The organism is Clostridioides sp. ES-S-0005-03 (genome assembly GCF_020658455.1).
Taxonomy (GTDB): Bacteria; Bacillota; Clostridia; order Peptostreptococcales; family Peptostreptococcaceae; genus Clostridioides.
In genome coordinates, this window is sequence record NZ_JACVWI010000006.1 from 88,313 (window position 1) to 102,702 (window position 14,390).

Annotated in this window: 17 protein-coding genes; 3 read left to right on the top strand and 14 right to left on the bottom strand. The window is 30.4% G+C overall.

From position 1 onward, the window contains the following. Positions 1-18: 18 nt before the first annotated feature. The 5 genes from IC218_RS17525 to IC218_RS17545 are packed head-to-tail and all read right to left on the bottom strand — an operon-like array spanning position 19 to position 4,101. On the bottom strand, positions 19-873 hold the full coding sequence (locus IC218_RS17525) for an acetyl-CoA hydrolase (protein WP_227825071.1): 855 nt from the start codon (positions 871-873) through the stop codon (positions 19-21). Between the two features lie 31 nt (positions 874-904). After that, positions 905-1,417, bottom strand: coding sequence for a DUF1097 domain-containing protein (locus IC218_RS17530; RefSeq protein WP_227436486.1), 513 nt, complete (start codon positions 1,415-1,417; stop codon positions 905-907). Beyond that, positions 1,410-1,679: a hypothetical protein gene (locus tag IC218_RS17535; protein ID WP_227436488.1), complete on the bottom strand. Its 270-nt coding sequence runs from the start codon at positions 1,677-1,679 to the stop codon at positions 1,410-1,412. The genes IC218_RS17530 and IC218_RS17535 overlap by 8 nt, the downstream gene beginning before the upstream one ends. Positions 1,680-1,729: 50 nt before the next feature. Beyond that, positions 1,730-2,686, bottom strand: coding sequence for a flavodoxin family protein (locus IC218_RS17540; RefSeq protein WP_227825072.1), 957 nt, complete (start codon positions 2,684-2,686; stop codon positions 1,730-1,732). A gap of 26 nt (positions 2,687-2,712) precedes the next feature. Beyond that, positions 2,713-4,101, bottom strand: a complete 1,389-nt coding sequence (locus tag IC218_RS17545; protein ID WP_227825073.1) for an LVIVD repeat-containing protein — start codon at positions 4,099-4,101, stop codon at positions 2,713-2,715. 342 nt (positions 4,102-4,443) lie between these two features. Here IC218_RS17545 and IC218_RS17550 point away from each other — a divergent pair, with 342 nt between their 5' ends. From IC218_RS17550 to IC218_RS22015, 3 genes are all read left to right on the top strand, one after another. Then, a complete protein-coding gene (locus IC218_RS17550; RefSeq protein WP_227436494.1) occupies positions 4,444-5,325 on the top strand; it encodes a LysR family transcriptional regulator in 882 nt (293 codons plus the stop codon). A gap of 108 nt (positions 5,326-5,433) precedes the next feature. Beyond that, complete coding sequence (locus IC218_RS17555) at positions 5,434-5,667, top strand: transposase (protein WP_255606218.1); 234 nt, start codon at positions 5,434-5,436, stop codon at positions 5,665-5,667. Beyond that, entirely contained in the window at positions 5,664-5,786 is a 123-nt protein-coding gene (locus tag IC218_RS22015; protein ID WP_285891635.1) for a hypothetical protein, read from the top strand. Before IC218_RS17555 ends, IC218_RS22015 begins: the two co-directional genes overlap by 4 nt. A 308-nt stretch (positions 5,787-6,094) precedes the next feature. Here IC218_RS22015 and IC218_RS17560 read toward each other — a convergent pair whose 3' ends face one another. From IC218_RS17560 to IC218_RS17600, 9 genes are all read right to left on the bottom strand, one after another. Beyond that, positions 6,095-7,402, bottom strand: coding sequence for a M20 family metallopeptidase (locus IC218_RS17560; protein ID WP_227436496.1), 1,308 nt, complete (start codon positions 7,400-7,402; stop codon positions 6,095-6,097). Positions 7,403-7,466: 64 nt separating this feature from the next. Beyond that, the gene (locus tag IC218_RS17565) at positions 7,467-7,946 is read right to left on the bottom strand and encodes an L-2-amino-thiazoline-4-carboxylic acid hydrolase (RefSeq protein ID WP_227436497.1); all 480 of its coding nucleotides are present in this window, start codon (positions 7,944-7,946) and stop codon (positions 7,467-7,469) included. Positions 7,947-7,992: 46 nt separating this feature from the next. After that, the gene (locus IC218_RS17570) at positions 7,993-8,856 is read right to left on the bottom strand and encodes a PTS system mannose/fructose/sorbose family transporter subunit IID (protein WP_227436499.1); all 864 of its coding nucleotides are present in this window, start codon (positions 8,854-8,856) and stop codon (positions 7,993-7,995) included. Beyond that, positions 8,856-9,611, bottom strand: a complete 756-nt coding sequence (locus tag IC218_RS17575; protein WP_003425166.1) for a PTS mannose/fructose/sorbose/N-acetylgalactosamine transporter subunit IIC — start codon at positions 9,609-9,611, stop codon at positions 8,856-8,858. Before IC218_RS17575 ends, IC218_RS17570 begins: the two co-directional genes overlap by 1 nt. 27 nt (positions 9,612-9,638) lie before the next feature. Continuing rightward, on the bottom strand, positions 9,639-10,127 hold the full coding sequence (locus tag IC218_RS17580) for a PTS system mannose/fructose/N-acetylgalactosamine-transporter subunit IIB (RefSeq protein WP_227825074.1): 489 nt from the start codon (positions 10,125-10,127) through the stop codon (positions 9,639-9,641). 17 nt (positions 10,128-10,144) lie between these two features. Further along, entirely contained in the window at positions 10,145-10,546 is a 402-nt protein-coding gene (locus IC218_RS17585; protein WP_227825075.1) for a PTS sugar transporter subunit IIA, read from the bottom strand. A gap of 2 nt (positions 10,547-10,548) precedes the next feature. Beyond that, positions 10,549-11,046: a PTS sugar transporter subunit IIB gene (locus tag IC218_RS17590; RefSeq protein ID WP_227436505.1), complete on the bottom strand. Its 498-nt coding sequence runs from the start codon at positions 11,044-11,046 to the stop codon at positions 10,549-10,551. A gap of 23 nt (positions 11,047-11,069) precedes the next feature. After that, entirely contained in the window at positions 11,070-11,474 is a 405-nt protein-coding gene (locus tag IC218_RS17595; RefSeq protein WP_227436507.1) for a PTS sugar transporter subunit IIA, read from the bottom strand. A 230-nt stretch (positions 11,475-11,704) separates the two neighbouring features. Continuing rightward, the gene (locus IC218_RS17600; RefSeq protein WP_227825076.1) at positions 11,705-14,272 is read right to left on the bottom strand and encodes a sigma-54-dependent transcriptional regulator; all 2,568 of its coding nucleotides are present in this window, start codon (positions 14,270-14,272) and stop codon (positions 11,705-11,707) included. Positions 14,273-14,390: the final 118 nt, after the last annotated feature.

Consider the following 14,390-nt stretch of genomic DNA (forward strand, 5'->3'; position numbering starts at 1 on the left):
AAAAGGAACTTCTTGATTTTATCTCATTGGAATATATCCACGATACTGTGAATATGCGTCCATAGTTGCTATATCGCCTAAGAATACTGAGGCAATATTAAATTGTGGTTTTAAATATGGGAACTCTTCTTCTTGTGCCCATTCTGGCTTTTTGATAAATGATTTTGTCCCCTCAACCACAGCTTTATACCATTCTTCTTCTCCTTCAAACCATAGTTCTACTACACGATCAAAGGCAGTTGCTCCATAGTTAATCATGATTTTACTACTTACAAAACGATTAACATAACAGCAGTTTGTAAAGTATGGAACTACCTCATCATAGAACCATCCTTCTCCTTCTTCTTTAGAAATTACATCTGGGTACTTAATCATAAATTGCCAACGATAGTTTGGTCCATCTTGTACAGTACGTCCTTTTCCTCTAAAATCTTCTTCCCAGTTTATTGGAACAAAAGCAAATATAAATGGTGGACATCCATTATCCCCACCTACTGCACGTCCTGCATCTCCACTTTCTGCATTCTCATGAACTTTTTTATTCTCCACATCTGGTATACACCCTTGCCAACGGAGAACATCCATAGGCATGTATTCTGTCATAATTCTATTTGCCATTTCAGGCATATGTTCATCTACAATCCAATAATGCTCTGTTAATTGCATCTTACGTACACCAAAACGTTCGCCTTCATCTGGTGTAGGATATGCTTGATAAAAAGCATATTTAGTACAATATGGCCCAAAATTACTAATACTATCTGGAATATGGTAGCGATATAACCAGTCCATTAATTTAGGTCTATACTCTTCCTTAGCAAGTCCTACATATATTAAACTTCTCATTATTTTAAATTCAAATCCCATAAACATTCTCCTATAATCAAATTATATTCATATGCTTTCAATTTCCCGTTTTTTTATCTTTCTCCAAAATACATACAGTAAATAAATCTACGCCTGCTCCTACATACCATACTCCTACTGCCATAGCCACAGCAACTTGAATACAAAGACTTTGTAAGTTAATAATACTTTCACCTGTCATAATAGTTAGCCCTATGGCCCAACCACAAAGCCATGATGGTAAGAAAATTACTTTTTCAAATAAGGATGCAATTATAACTGCAAAAAAACCTAATATACCAAGTGTTAAAAATAATTCTAGATTTGGGTTGAGATTTATGTATTCCATAATTATAATAGCCAACACTGCCCATAAATCTCCACACCAAAAACCAAACATTATTTTTAATCCATCTTTTCGTTTATTACCATTTGTTACATATAATCCTGCACAAATTAATGCTACTGCTCCAGTTTTTATTCCTATATAAGGTGCTAGCACTGCCCATAAAGGAGGTAGTAAAGCAATCCCTATGGATAGTGTTAATATTTCTTTTTTCTTTCTATCCATTTCCTATATTATAATTAGTAGTTTCTATAGCTTGATTCATTCCCACTAACCTTATTGTTATTGGATTTGCAATCATAGATACTACAAAACAAATTAAGTGTAGTGGTATAAACATAGCAATGAACACTGGAGCTAATCTAACATTGTAATATGCAGGTACTAAAGCAATAATTGCTTCTATAGTCGATATGATAAGTGCTATTTGGATATTATTTACTATATTAATAATTCCAATTTGTTTAAAGTGTGGCTTTTCATTCATATAATAAATCTCCTACAACACTAATTAAAATATGAATCTTCATATTTTAATTATTCTCCTAATGAAAGTTCAGCATGCTTTTCTTTGGTTAATGGTTCTATAAAATTGTAAGCGGCTTTTCTTTCTTTAAATTCTGGTGTTTTACGAACTTCTGCATAATGACCTTCCATTTTCTTAATATCATCACCATGTATAAACTTACCTGCTAAAGTATCATGAGCATGACCTAATTGCTCTTCTGGGAAACTAAATACAGTTTTTCCACTTGCAGTATCTAATTCTCCAACTATACCACATAGAGCACATATTGATTTTTTAGTACCTGATTCAAGGTAGAATAATCTATTATTACAATGTGGACAGACTCCTTCTTCTCCTTTGTATAAAGCTTTTTCAAAATCTTCTGCTGCTTCAACTATGTTTAAACCTATTTGATGAACTTGAGCAAGTTTTGAGCCATCCATTACTAATTCCTTTGCCCATGGGAACCAAGCATTATCTATAACTTTCCACATTGGTATTAATGCTAACATAGCATGCTCACATTGAACTCTTGTACCCCAGTCTGACCCTCCTATTCCCATGAATGATATTACTTTATCATTAAGCATTCTTGGGTCTGGAGTTTTTCCTCCTGTAGCTTCTGCAACTTTTATTCCTATAATATTATTTCCTCTATCTGCTCTTGGTCCAAAACGGTCCATTATAGTATGGAATAGACCTGATGCTCCTTCCTCAAATATAGGGTCTGAAACTACTATCCCATCTGCATCTTTCATTTTGTCAAGTAACCATTCAAAATCATCCTTTAATACACACATACTACCTTTTCCAGATAATAAAGTCTTAACACATGCACAACATCCAGTACAATGTTTAATGTTAAGAGATGACATTTGAATAAATTCTACTTCAGCTCCTGCTTCTTGAGCACCTTTAAGTGCCACTTTACACATGGTGTCATTATTTCCATTTTTTGTTCCAAAAGAAATACCTAGTATTTTCATTTTTAACTCTCCCTCTTTAGTGTTTATTAATCTTCTTTCATTTTTAATATATAGAATCCATCATCTAGGGCATCTATAATGATGTAACCTCTATCGTCAACAATAAGATCTTCTGTTACTGCCAAGCGTGGTCCAGGGAATCCTGGGAAATAAGATTCTTCTGGCGTTTTATTTGGATTTGGTGGTATAAAATATGCTAACTCTTTGATGTAATATGGATCTGATACATCATAAACCCTTAATCCTGCATGGAAATAACAGCAATATACTCTATCTCCTCTTTGCTCTAGCCATGGTTTATTATCCATTGGCTCATGAAGGTTATGTGGACCAAATGGCCCTGGTTTTCCTAGCCCTGCAACATTAAAGTTAGGATATGGGAAATCCTTTGGTACTTCAGGATATGGGAATTGAGCAATTAATGTTGGTCTTGTTGGATTACTAACATCAACCATATGTATATTATTCATAGCTTGAACATCTGTAATACTCTCTGGCTTAAAAAACTGGAAACGTTCTCCCTCATTTTGCACAACAACTAAATCTCTTCCTGGTAATGGTAGTGCTGTATGAGTTCTTGCTCCTGCGAGTTTACTAGAAAATGCAGGCATAAATGGTAATTCACCTAAGCATCTTGGTCTTGTTAAATCTTCAACATCTAATACAACTAAACCAGCTCCTCCATAGCCACAATATGCTTTTCCATCTCTTACAAATGGAGGTCCATGGAGCCATCCTTTATCCATAAATTCTGGGCAATGAGGTGCTCCTGCATCAAAAGTTCTATCTGGGTATCCATCTGCATATTGGTCTGGTCTCCACCACTTACCTATTTCCACTGGATTAGTTGGATCTATTATATCTATAACTCTATAAATCAGACCTTCAAATCCAACACAATCACTTGATAAATGTACATATCTTCCACCATTGTACATAAATCTATGAACACCCATTACATGCTTTAATCCACAATCCCAGTAACCTAAAAACTTAGGATTTAAAGGGTCTTCTTTTAAACTATATATTCTGATTCCTGCTTCACACTTAATACTTGCTAATTTAGCTTGATCTACAAGTGCTCCTGGTCCACTTCCACAACTCATAGCTACTATCATTAAATCATCTGCTATTTGAATTTTTGGAGTAGTTGTTGTAGGATACTCTTTTGGATTTAACATTTGAAAATGTTTTATAAATTGTGGATTATAAGGATCTGTCACATCACTAATCATTACTCCATTTTTTTTACTTCCCCCAAAACAACATCCATATAAATAGTATTTTTCATCTCTTTTGTACAGAGCCATCTGAAACATTCCACAAGTTCCATCTAAGTTATTAAAGGAACAAACTTCAAGATTTTTAACATATCCGTTATTTCCTTTTCCTTTTGCATAAAATTTATCTTCCATTTTTTCTCCCTTCTCATTTAAAATATTATTAATTGCTATACTTTCATTTTATGAGACAAACTTACTTAAATCCAATATCGTTTTCATGGGAATATATAAGTTATTCTTATTATTGAACTACTCCATATTAACTACCTTTCCAGCCTACTTATGTTGAGGAGGGAGTAGTTAATCTATCTTTGATAATTTTATAAAACCTAATATAGAAATATGTCTAAAACATATATTTTTATACAAATATTTTCCAATATTATTTAAAAGTAAATTTTCTTATACTATAATAAGTTTTAATTATATATGAATAAGTTCTACAAACAATAAAGTTTAAATAGGGGTGATTATTTGAATACTAAGCAATTGGAATATTTTATATCTGTAGCAGAAAATCTAAGTTTTACCAAAACAGCAGAAAAGTTTTATATTTCCCAAACTGCTGTTACACAACAAATAAAAGCTTTAGAAGAAAAAATAAATGTGACTCTATTTACAAGAAGTAAACGACATGTTGAGCTAACACCAGCTGGAAAAGTTTTTTTATCTGAGGCTCGTACTATAATAAAAAATATCAATGATGCTATTGAAAAGACACAACAATTTGCACATGGTTCTTTTGGAACTTTGAGTATTGGAATCTTAATAGGATATGAAAAAAACAAATTCCAACAATATTTAAAAGAATTTTCTAATACATACCCTAATATATCTATGGAAATTTGTACTAACGAGATAACTGAACTTTTAAACTTAGTAAAAAATAATTTTATGGATCTTGCCTTTGTTATTAATCCAGAGAATCAACCATTAAAAGATTTTGAATATAAAACTGTAGAAAGATATTCTTTGGTAGCTCTTTTACCCCATGGTCATCCACTTTGCAATGAGGATTCTATTGATTTAATTGAGCTACAACATGAGAAGTTTATTTTTGTAAAGGAAACAGGAGATGAGTATGGGCAAAAATCCATGATACAGAATAGATATCGTGAAGCGGGATTTGTACCTAATGTTGTACAACGTTCAAATGATTTTAATACTATTGAGTCACTAGTAGCCTCTAACATGGGTATATCCATTTTACCTTCATTTTGTGTTGTAGATACTATGATAAAACAGGATATTGCAATTGTACCTATAAATGAAGTACAAAATAGAATCGAGGTTGTAGTTGTATGGAATAAAAACAATACAAATCCAGCATTAGAAAAATTTATTTCTATAATATAAAATTAATTAATATTAACTTGGTCTTTAAAATAAAGTGTGTATTCTTCTAAAAAGTAATGATAATTAAAATATTAAATATCACTATATAAATGAAGGTGCACACTTTTTATGTTTAACAAAAACAAAATATTAAAAAAACTTATTGAAGAATATGATGTTAAAACAACTACAGATGTTCAAGACATGTTAAAGGATTTATTTGCAAGTACAATTCATCAAATGTTAGAAGCGGAGCTTGATGAGCATCTAGGTTATGATAGGTATGATAATAAGAATAAAAATACTAAAACTCTAGAAATGGATATAGAAATAAAAATGTTAAATCAGATTTTGGAGAAATAACTTTAAATATTCCAAGAGACCGAAATGGAGATTTTGAACCAAAGGTAATTAGAAATTGGACTCAAATTTTAGCTCATTTAAGTATTTACTTTGAAGAAAGAATTTTAACTTTAAGTTAATAAAGAAATATTTCAAAAAATTCAAGAAATTTTCTTAAAGGGATAATAATTTTTGCAAAAATGGAAAAAATATCAAAATAAGCCTATGATTTTTAAAGCCATAGCCTTATCAATAAATATTTAATTATCACTTAAAAGATAAACTTTTATTTAAAGAATACACATAAATATTTCCAAACTCAAAAACCTTATTGTTTTAATAACACCACCAAGTCCAGCTGCTATTTTTATTCCTATTTTCCCAGTTCCAGGTATACCTACCTTTAATGTATTCTTAATTATATTTGCACATAAGTTCTATTTTCCTTTTACAATTCTAATAGTTTTATTAAAGCCAAGGTATATATCTCCATATTCTTTCGTATATGCTCTATTGGTACTCTTTCATCTGCTCCATGACCACCAGTTTTATACTCTAAGAACTTAGGTCCAAACGCCACCATATCTTTAAACCAACTTGCATATGTGCCACCACCCATAGCAATTGTATATCCATTTTCATCTGTTACTTTTTCATAGGCTTCTAATAACTTTTTAAGTACTAAACTACTCTCATCCACATAATGTAAGTCTTTATGATCAATAATCTTTATTTTCCAACCATTACAAAAAAACTTTTTGAATCTATCTATTATATTGTTTAAAACTATATTTTTACCATACCTTATATCTAGCTCACATATGATTTTTTCTTCATTCACTTTTAATATTCCTAAATTTAAAGTAGTGCTTTTGAACACCTCATCATATTGATTAATTCCCAATGCATCTCCATAATAGTCACTACAAAGGTATTTTGAAACTAATTCTATATCTTCTCTATACTGAAAATCCATATTATCTTTAACTATCTTTATTATCATTTTAGATATAGCATTTTCTCCCTTTTCAGGATTACTTGCATGCACAGCTACTCCTTTAGTAGTTAATTCTGAAATAATTCCATTAATAATCTTTGCAGTACAATAAGACGGAACAACATTTTCTTTAGTTCCTCCACTTACTATTATGTAAGGTTTACTTTTATCAATTTTAATCTCTTTTTCTATCCTTATATGAACTCTTCCTTTTTCTCCATTAACCACTGGATACATAGCATCTGGAGTAAAGCCCATACTTGGAATTTCTTCACCTTTATCTAAATAATATTTGATACACTTCATACCTGTTTCCTCATTTGTACCAAAAATTAATCTTATTCTTTTATTAATTGTAGGGTACATATCCTTTATGTTTTTCAATACATGTATAAGCATAGATACAGCCCCCTTATTATCTATGGCACCTCTTCCATAAATAACATTGTCAATTACTGCTCCCGAAAATGGATCTACACTCCAACCATCTCCTGGGGGAACTACATCTAAATGCATTGGAATTCCTATTAATTCTTCTCCCTCTCCAATTTCTGCATATCCAATATAATTATCAATATTTTTAACGCTAAAACCCAAACTAGTGCAGTAATCTAAAGTTTTATCTAAAGATTTTTTAGGTCCGATACCAAAAGGACATTGTGAAATAGGTTCACCTTGTTGTGTATCAATTTTTATTAATTCTTTTAGGAATTCTACTGTTCTATTTAAACTATTATCTACACTTCTGCTTATATCCATAAATCAACCTACTTTCTGTTTTTTTAAAGCCTGTTCTTAAAGAACAGGCTTTTAGCATTAAAAACTATTTTCTTGTGAATACTAATTCGCAAACTTCATCATCATGAGCACATTTTTGAGCAAACTCTAATCTAACACCTTGTGCACAATCAACTCTTCCATAATCACCGTAGCAAGCTAATCTACAAATTTCTTTTCTTTCTTCTTTAGTTAATCCATACTCTTTCCAAGCAGCATCTAATGGACAGTGATGGAATTTTAAAACTCCATTCTCATCTGTATTTTCTACTAATTCCATTTCAAACACTTTTTGTCCTTTACTGTTATATAACATTTCTGCCATTTTTCCTGGAGTATCTGCTACACTATATTTTTGACCTCTCATTTTGCCAAATCCATATATTGCTTCTTTACATATATCATCTGGATTAACTCCTAATTTTTCAGCTTCTTTCATAAGAAGATAGAACCATACTGCTCTTTCTCCTGTTGCTCCTCTAATTCCTTCTAAATATTCCTTTTCTGTATACATTTTTTCTGACATGTCTTTCTCCTCCTAAAATTAAATTCTATATTTTAATCATTGTAAATTAGAATATTCCAATTAATGATCCTACTAATGCTACTACAACTAAAATTACTAATAACTTAGTTATTGTCCACTTCTTGTATTTCATTCCCCAATATACGAAGAATACAACACCAAGTGGTAATAAACCTGGAGCAATCATATTTAATGTGTCTTGAACAACAATTGCTTTACCACCAATATCAAATGATAATGGAGTTGAAAGCTTAACTGTAGTTGCAGATAATGCTCCCATCATAAACATTCCTAGAATTGAAGCACCATCAATTATCTTATTGACAATACCACCTGATAGAATTTTCTTAATTGAATCTCTACCTAAAGAATATCCTAAATGGAATAAGTAATAACCTTCGCAAAATAGTAATATACTAAACATTATTGGGAAAAATGCACCTATAACACTTCCTTCTGCTCCAAATGAAGCACCTAAAGCCAAGAATATTGTTTGAAATGTACCAAAATCTAAAGTATCTCCAATTCCAGCCAAAGGTCCCATAAGCCCATTCTTAACACCTGAAATAACTTCTCCTGGGATTTTTCCTTCAGTAGCTTTCTCTTCTTCCATAGCTAAAACTGTACCGTGAATTAACCCTCCCCATATAGCTTGAGTATTAAAAAATTGTAAATGCCTCTTTAACGCATCTATTAAATCTTCTTTTCTCTTATATAACTTTTCTAAAGCCGGAGTGAAACTTGCACAAACTGCTAATGCTTGCATTCTTTCAAAAGAGTTAGATAATTCTGCTGTCCACCACCATCTTAGATATGTTTTTGTTACATCTTTCTTCGTAAGTACTCTTGTCTTATTAACTTCAGTCGTACCTTGTTCATTTTTAACTTCTTTGTTTTTTATTTCTTGCATTATACTTCACCCACCCTTTTATCTTCTTTCATAAATGTAATTAAAAGAGCTATACAAACACCAAATATTGCAGCTGCAGTAATTGATATTTCAAAATATTGAACCATAAAAAATCCTATAATAAACATTGGTAAGAATTTATTTTTACCTATAGTAAATATTGTTGTTGCAAAACCTAATGCAGGTAATATACCACCCATTACTGTTAATCCATTCATTAACCATTGTGGTATAACATCTAATAATGATTGAACTAAATCTGCTCCAAAAAAGTTACATACAAAAACTATTGGAAATCTTAAAACAAACCCAAATATTAAAGAGTAAAGTGTTGCACATCTCCAGATACCTTTTGTATTACCTTCTTCGGCATACTTATCTGCCTTATGAACTAATACAGCATTACCAGTTCTTCTTAAGTTATTAACTAATACTCCTATAACACCTAAAGGTACCGCAATAGATACTGCAACTTCTGCATTAACACCAGTTTGAAGTGCTACTGGTATTGCAATAAGAGCAGCTAAACATTTATCTGATGGAATATTTCCTCCTGCTGCTACCATTCCTAGATAAACCATTTCTATACTTGCACCAACAATCATACCAGTTGTTACATCACCCCAAAGTAATCCAAGGCTAAAACCTATAAATAAAGGAGACTTTAGTGTTGAGAAAAGGGTATACCCTGCAAGACCTGCTGCAAACCAATACCATAATCCTGTTACAATTGCCAACATCAAAACAGATTCCATTTATAATTCCTCCTAATTTATAAATTTTTATTTAAATTTCTTTAACGCATTTTCATACGTCATAGATGATTCCTCTGGTATAACCTGTAGAACTATTTCAACCCCATTTTCATTAAGTTCATTTAGTTGTTCTACATCTTCATTTCCTAATGAAACAGCTGTAAATACCATCTTCTTTCCTGCTTCATTTGGAATACCTCCTAATTGAATCTTTTCATACTTAAGACCTGCCTTATACGCCTTATTTGCCATATCAACGTTCTTAAATAGAATAAATATATTTTTATCTCCTAAAGTATTGTTTTGGAATGCTTGCCCTGCATCTTCTACTGTTAAAATAGCCACTTCTACTCCTGATGGTGCTGCCATCCTATATACGTCAGCCATAAATTCATCTTGACCTAAGAAGTCATCAACTATTACTATTTTTTGAGCTTGAGCGATTTTCACCCATTTTGTTATAACTTGTCCATGAATTAATCTATGATCTACTCTTACTAATGTTATTTTTGCCATTATATCCACCTCATAATTTATATTTTTTTAAATTCTTTAATTAAATCCACACAAAGGCTATTATTTTTTCTGACGATTCTTTCTGGTAATGTATGTACTTTATCTTCTTTGCTTAATTCTTCATCTACGATTAAAATTGTCTGTAAGCTAAGTCCATTTATTGCATCTATCCCTCTTCTTATAGCAACAGCTATTGCAACATTTGATGTAGATCCCCCATACAGATCTGATATTATAATTTTCACATCCTCTTTATCTACTATTTCTTCAACCTCTTTCATGAATACAGAAACATCTTTTTCAGGGCTTAGTGATAAAACTTCGTATTGATTTGACAATCCAAAGTTTTTATTTGCTTCTTCTACTAATACTTTTCCCCAAATTCCATGGCAGAGTATGATTGCCTTATATTTATTCATTGCTAAACAAACTCTCCTTTATAGCGATTAATAATGTGATTTAACTCTACTTCGTCCTCGTCAGGTACCATTTGAATTGATACATTAATATTTTTTTTAATAAATTCATCTATTAAAAGAAATTCTTTTTTATTAATATATACACTTTGAGATATTTTCTTTTTTCCTATCCCTGTAGGTATTCTTCCAATAATAAGTTTTTTAATATCAATTCCTTCTTCTTTCATTCTATTTGCAGTATCTAAGTTTTTAATTAATACAAAAACATTATCATCAGCTTGGTTATTATAAAAATACCTCCTTGATTCACTTACAGTTAATATTGATAAATCAATATTCTTTGGTGCTGCCATTTTTATCAAACCTTTAGCAATAACATCATTGGTTGTTTCATCATCTACTACTACTATTTTTTTAACACCTAGATGCTTAACCCATTTATATATCACTTGACCATGTATTAATCTATCATCACATCTGCAATATTTTACTAAAGACATTTTTAATCGAACTCCTTTTTCTATTACATTGAGCCAAGAACTTTATTAATATGGTTTATACCAGTTTTCCCCGCTTCAATACATGTCTCTGCTAACTCTTCTAAACTTTTTCCATCTCTATTAATTAAAGCTTCAAGTAGCATTGGAAGATTTACTCCAGTAAGTGCATGAAACTTTCCACCTTTTTTAAGGTTTAAACTTGCAACATTACTTGGTGAACCTCCTAATAGGTCAGCTAATACTAAAACTCCGTCACCTTCATCTAATTCATTTAACTTTTCTACAAAATTTCTATTTAAGTCTTCAATATTATCATTCCTATTTAGTTTAATTGCTGCTGTTCTTTCTGCTGGTCCTGCAATAAGTTCACAGCTTTTTATAACTTCTTCACTAAAATTCCCATGAGTCATAACTATTATCCCAATCACCAATCTCACCTCACTTTTCTTGTCACTTTTTATATAAGCAATTGTTGTGCCAACTTATGTGTATCAATAACAAATGGCTATTTTACAGGATTTAATCAAATCTTTTTACTTAATTTATAAAAAAAACTCACTTTTTCAATATGTATCAAAATCTTTTTCAAACCTGTATCAAATCTGTATCAAAAATAGGTAAAAAAAAGATAGCCTTTTGGCTATATTTAAATTTTGTATCAACTTTTGAATTTATCTGTATCATACTGTGATTCAAATATATCTAATATATTTGCATATTCCATATCTGAAATAATTATGTCGAAAGTCTCTTCTACAAGCTTAAAACTTTCTTTTATAACTAAATATAATTCTTTACTTCTACTAATTCTTTCTTCATATAATTTATAAACTAAAGACTCTTTTATTATTACTCTTTCAATCATACATGAACAATGAAATATAAACTTTACTAAAAGCTCATCTTGAATTACTAAAGAATAATGTTCGCTAATTCTATTAATTACTTCTTTTAATATAAAATAAGCCTTTTCCCCATTTAAAAAAGTCAAAGTTTTACTAATATTATCAATTAGTAATCTATCAAAATATCTACCACCATTATCTTTTTCAGCATACATAATTTCCATATCTCCATAATGTTTCTTTATAGATTCTATAATATTAAAATATAATTTCTCTAATGTCATTTCCGGAGTTAAGGCCTTTCTAGTTGCTTCTATTACAATAGGTGTACTTACCATATCTATTGCTTTTACTTCTTTTCCAGTAGCATCATGAATAACTTTAGCAAATGTTAAAATAGATCCCATATCAGTTAGAATTAAAATTCCCTTTCCTTTGTCAATTTCATTGGCTATTTCTACAGCTTGGACTAAAATATCCTGAACTCTATCTTCTAATCCCATATTGATTGCCACCGCATGGTTACAATCCAGTAAAGTATTAGCTACATTCACCATGCTAGATGCCGTAGATTCACCATGCATTATAACTAATATTGCTATACTCTCCTCATTTAATCCCACATAAGATAAATAAAGAAACGTTGCTAAAAAAATTGCTTCATCTTCTGGAAACTCAACTCCATACATTAACGACATGTTAGATAATATTTCTTTTGCTATGTTATATTCATATGCTCTTTCCTTCATAATCTCATCTTTATTAGGATGCTTTACTATGTTCCCAATCTTTATTCTTTCAATTAAATTCTGAATATGTAAGGCTATAGCTTTTATTAATTTATCTAATCCTTCTCTTTTGCTCCATTTATCATGCTTTTGTAAAATATACTTCACAGTAGTTGCAATTGAATCATTAACAATATTGTTATAAGCTGTTTGATTACTACTATTATATATAAAAGTATTCATTAAATTATAGGAATACTTCTGTATATCTTCATCTATAACGCTTCTAATTTGTGACTCTTTAATCCCTTCCTGTTGAAGTTTATTCCAAGTTTCTTTTATCATTCCATAGAAATCTAAATCATATTTTTTATTTTCTATTAATAAATTTTCACTTTCAAAATTCTTTTCTTCTGGTAAAAAAATAATATCATCTTTCCCAATAAAACTGAAGTTTTGTACAAACTCCTCTTTTCTATTATTTCCATATAATGATTCTCTAATATTGTTTGGTAGAAGAGAGAGTCTTACATATACACATTCTCTTTTATAGGTCATATAATCTAAAAAAGCTCTTGCACAAATTAATTGTATGTCGCTTTTTAATTGTCCTATATTTCCCTTACACTTATATAAAATAAATGCCTTAATAACTTCTTTTGAAACCTTTAACTTAACACCAATCCTAATACTTTCTTCTTTAAAAAAATAACATATAAGCTTCATTCTCTCTTGAAAGCCTCTTTCCTCTAAAGACGGAATCTTTATAGTTACAGGTATTCTTCTTAAAAACGTTTCCAACATTGCTATCTCTGGATCTTCTGTAGTAGCTGCAATTATCATAACCCTACACTCATGTACCTTATTAGCCTCTCCTAATCTTCTATATATACCTTTATCCATAAGCAGAAATAACATTTCTTGTCCCTCTGCAGATAGTCGATGAACTTCATCCAAAAACAATATTCCATTATTAGCTTCATGTACAATACCATATTTATCTTTATCAGCTCCAGTAAATGCTCCTTTTACATATCCAAAAAGCTGTGCTAATAATAATTGCTGATTATCAGAATAATCAGCACAGTTAAATATGATAAATGGTGCATTATCACTATCTTCTTTTATAGTTAAACTATACTTATACATATATTCTGCAAATATAGATTTACCAACTCCTGTAGGTCCTATTATTAATGTACTCAACCCCTTAGGTGGATATATTACTGCTGCTTTAGCTTGCTCTATCTGGGACTTTAAACTTCCGTCACATCCTACTAAATTAAAAATATTGTTCTCTTTTTTTATACCCTCTACAATATACTCATCTTTGATAGAATCATTTTCACTATATTCGTTTATAGAGTTAATATTATCAAATATCCCTGTATTTAGTTTCTTTCCTAAAATACTCTCAATACGTTCTTTATATAAGTACTGAACAGGTTTTCCCTTTATCTTTATAATGATATTTTCCTTTATTAATTGATTTAATTCCTTACTAGCATTACTTCTATTTATACCTACTTCAGTAGCAATATGTTCTGCATCAAATCCAAATCTAATGCCATTATTAAGGTTCAAGTGTTCTTCTGTTAATCTTTTCAAGCAAATTAAAACTTTTTCTTTCCTTGATAGCTTCTTTTGTGTCATAGTTAACCTCCCCTATAAGCAGTAATACTGTTAAATATTTATTATTAAGCTTAATTCTACAATATTTCAATATTTTTGTCTAATTGTGTAGCTATTGATTTTCTTTCCTGTTCATTTT

Excerpts from the sequence above, each read along its gene's own strand:
- IC218_RS17535 (WP_227436488.1), bottom strand. The coding sequence starts at position 1,679 with ATGAATGAAAAGCCACACTTTAAACAAATTGGAATTATTAATATAGTA.
- IC218_RS17585 (WP_227825075.1), bottom strand. The coding sequence starts at position 10,546 with ATGAATAAATATAAGGCAATCATACTCTGCCATGGAATTTGGGGAAAA.
- IC218_RS17575 (WP_003425166.1), bottom strand. The coding sequence starts at position 9,611 with ATGGAATCTGTTTTGATGTTGGCAATTGTAACAGGATTATGGTATTGG.
- IC218_RS17525 (WP_227825071.1), bottom strand. The coding sequence starts at position 873 with ATGTTTATGGGATTTGAATTTAAAATAATGAGAAGTTTAATATATGTA.
- IC218_RS17540 (WP_227825072.1), bottom strand. The coding sequence starts at position 2,686 with ATGAAAATACTAGGTATTTCTTTTGGAACAAAAAATGGAAATAATGAC.
- IC218_RS17590 (WP_227436505.1), bottom strand. The coding sequence starts at position 11,046 with ATGTCTTTAGTAAAATATTGCAGATGTGATGATAGATTAATACATGGT.
- IC218_RS17560 (WP_227436496.1), bottom strand. The coding sequence starts at position 7,402 with ATGGATATAAGCAGAAGTGTAGATAATAGTTTAAATAGAACAGTAGAA.
- IC218_RS17580 (WP_227825074.1), bottom strand. The coding sequence starts at position 10,127 with ATGGCAAAAATAACATTAGTAAGAGTAGATCATAGATTAATTCATGGA.
- IC218_RS17545 (WP_227825073.1), bottom strand. The coding sequence starts at position 4,101 with ATGGAAGATAAATTTTATGCAAAAGGAAAAGGAAATAACGGATATGTT.
- IC218_RS17600 (WP_227825076.1), bottom strand. The coding sequence starts at position 14,272 with ATGACACAAAAGAAGCTATCAAGGAAAGAAAAAGTTTTAATTTGCTTG.
- IC218_RS17570 (WP_227436499.1), bottom strand. The coding sequence starts at position 8,856 with ATGCAAGAAATAAAAAACAAAGAAGTTAAAAATGAACAAGGTACGACT.
- IC218_RS17565 (WP_227436497.1), bottom strand. The coding sequence starts at position 7,946 with ATGTCAGAAAAAATGTATACAGAAAAGGAATATTTAGAAGGAATTAGA.
- IC218_RS17530 (WP_227436486.1), bottom strand. The coding sequence starts at position 1,417 with ATGGATAGAAAGAAAAAAGAAATATTAACACTATCCATAGGGATTGCT.
- IC218_RS17555 (WP_255606218.1), top strand. The coding sequence starts at position 5,434 with ATGTTTAACAAAAACAAAATATTAAAAAAACTTATTGAAGAATATGAT.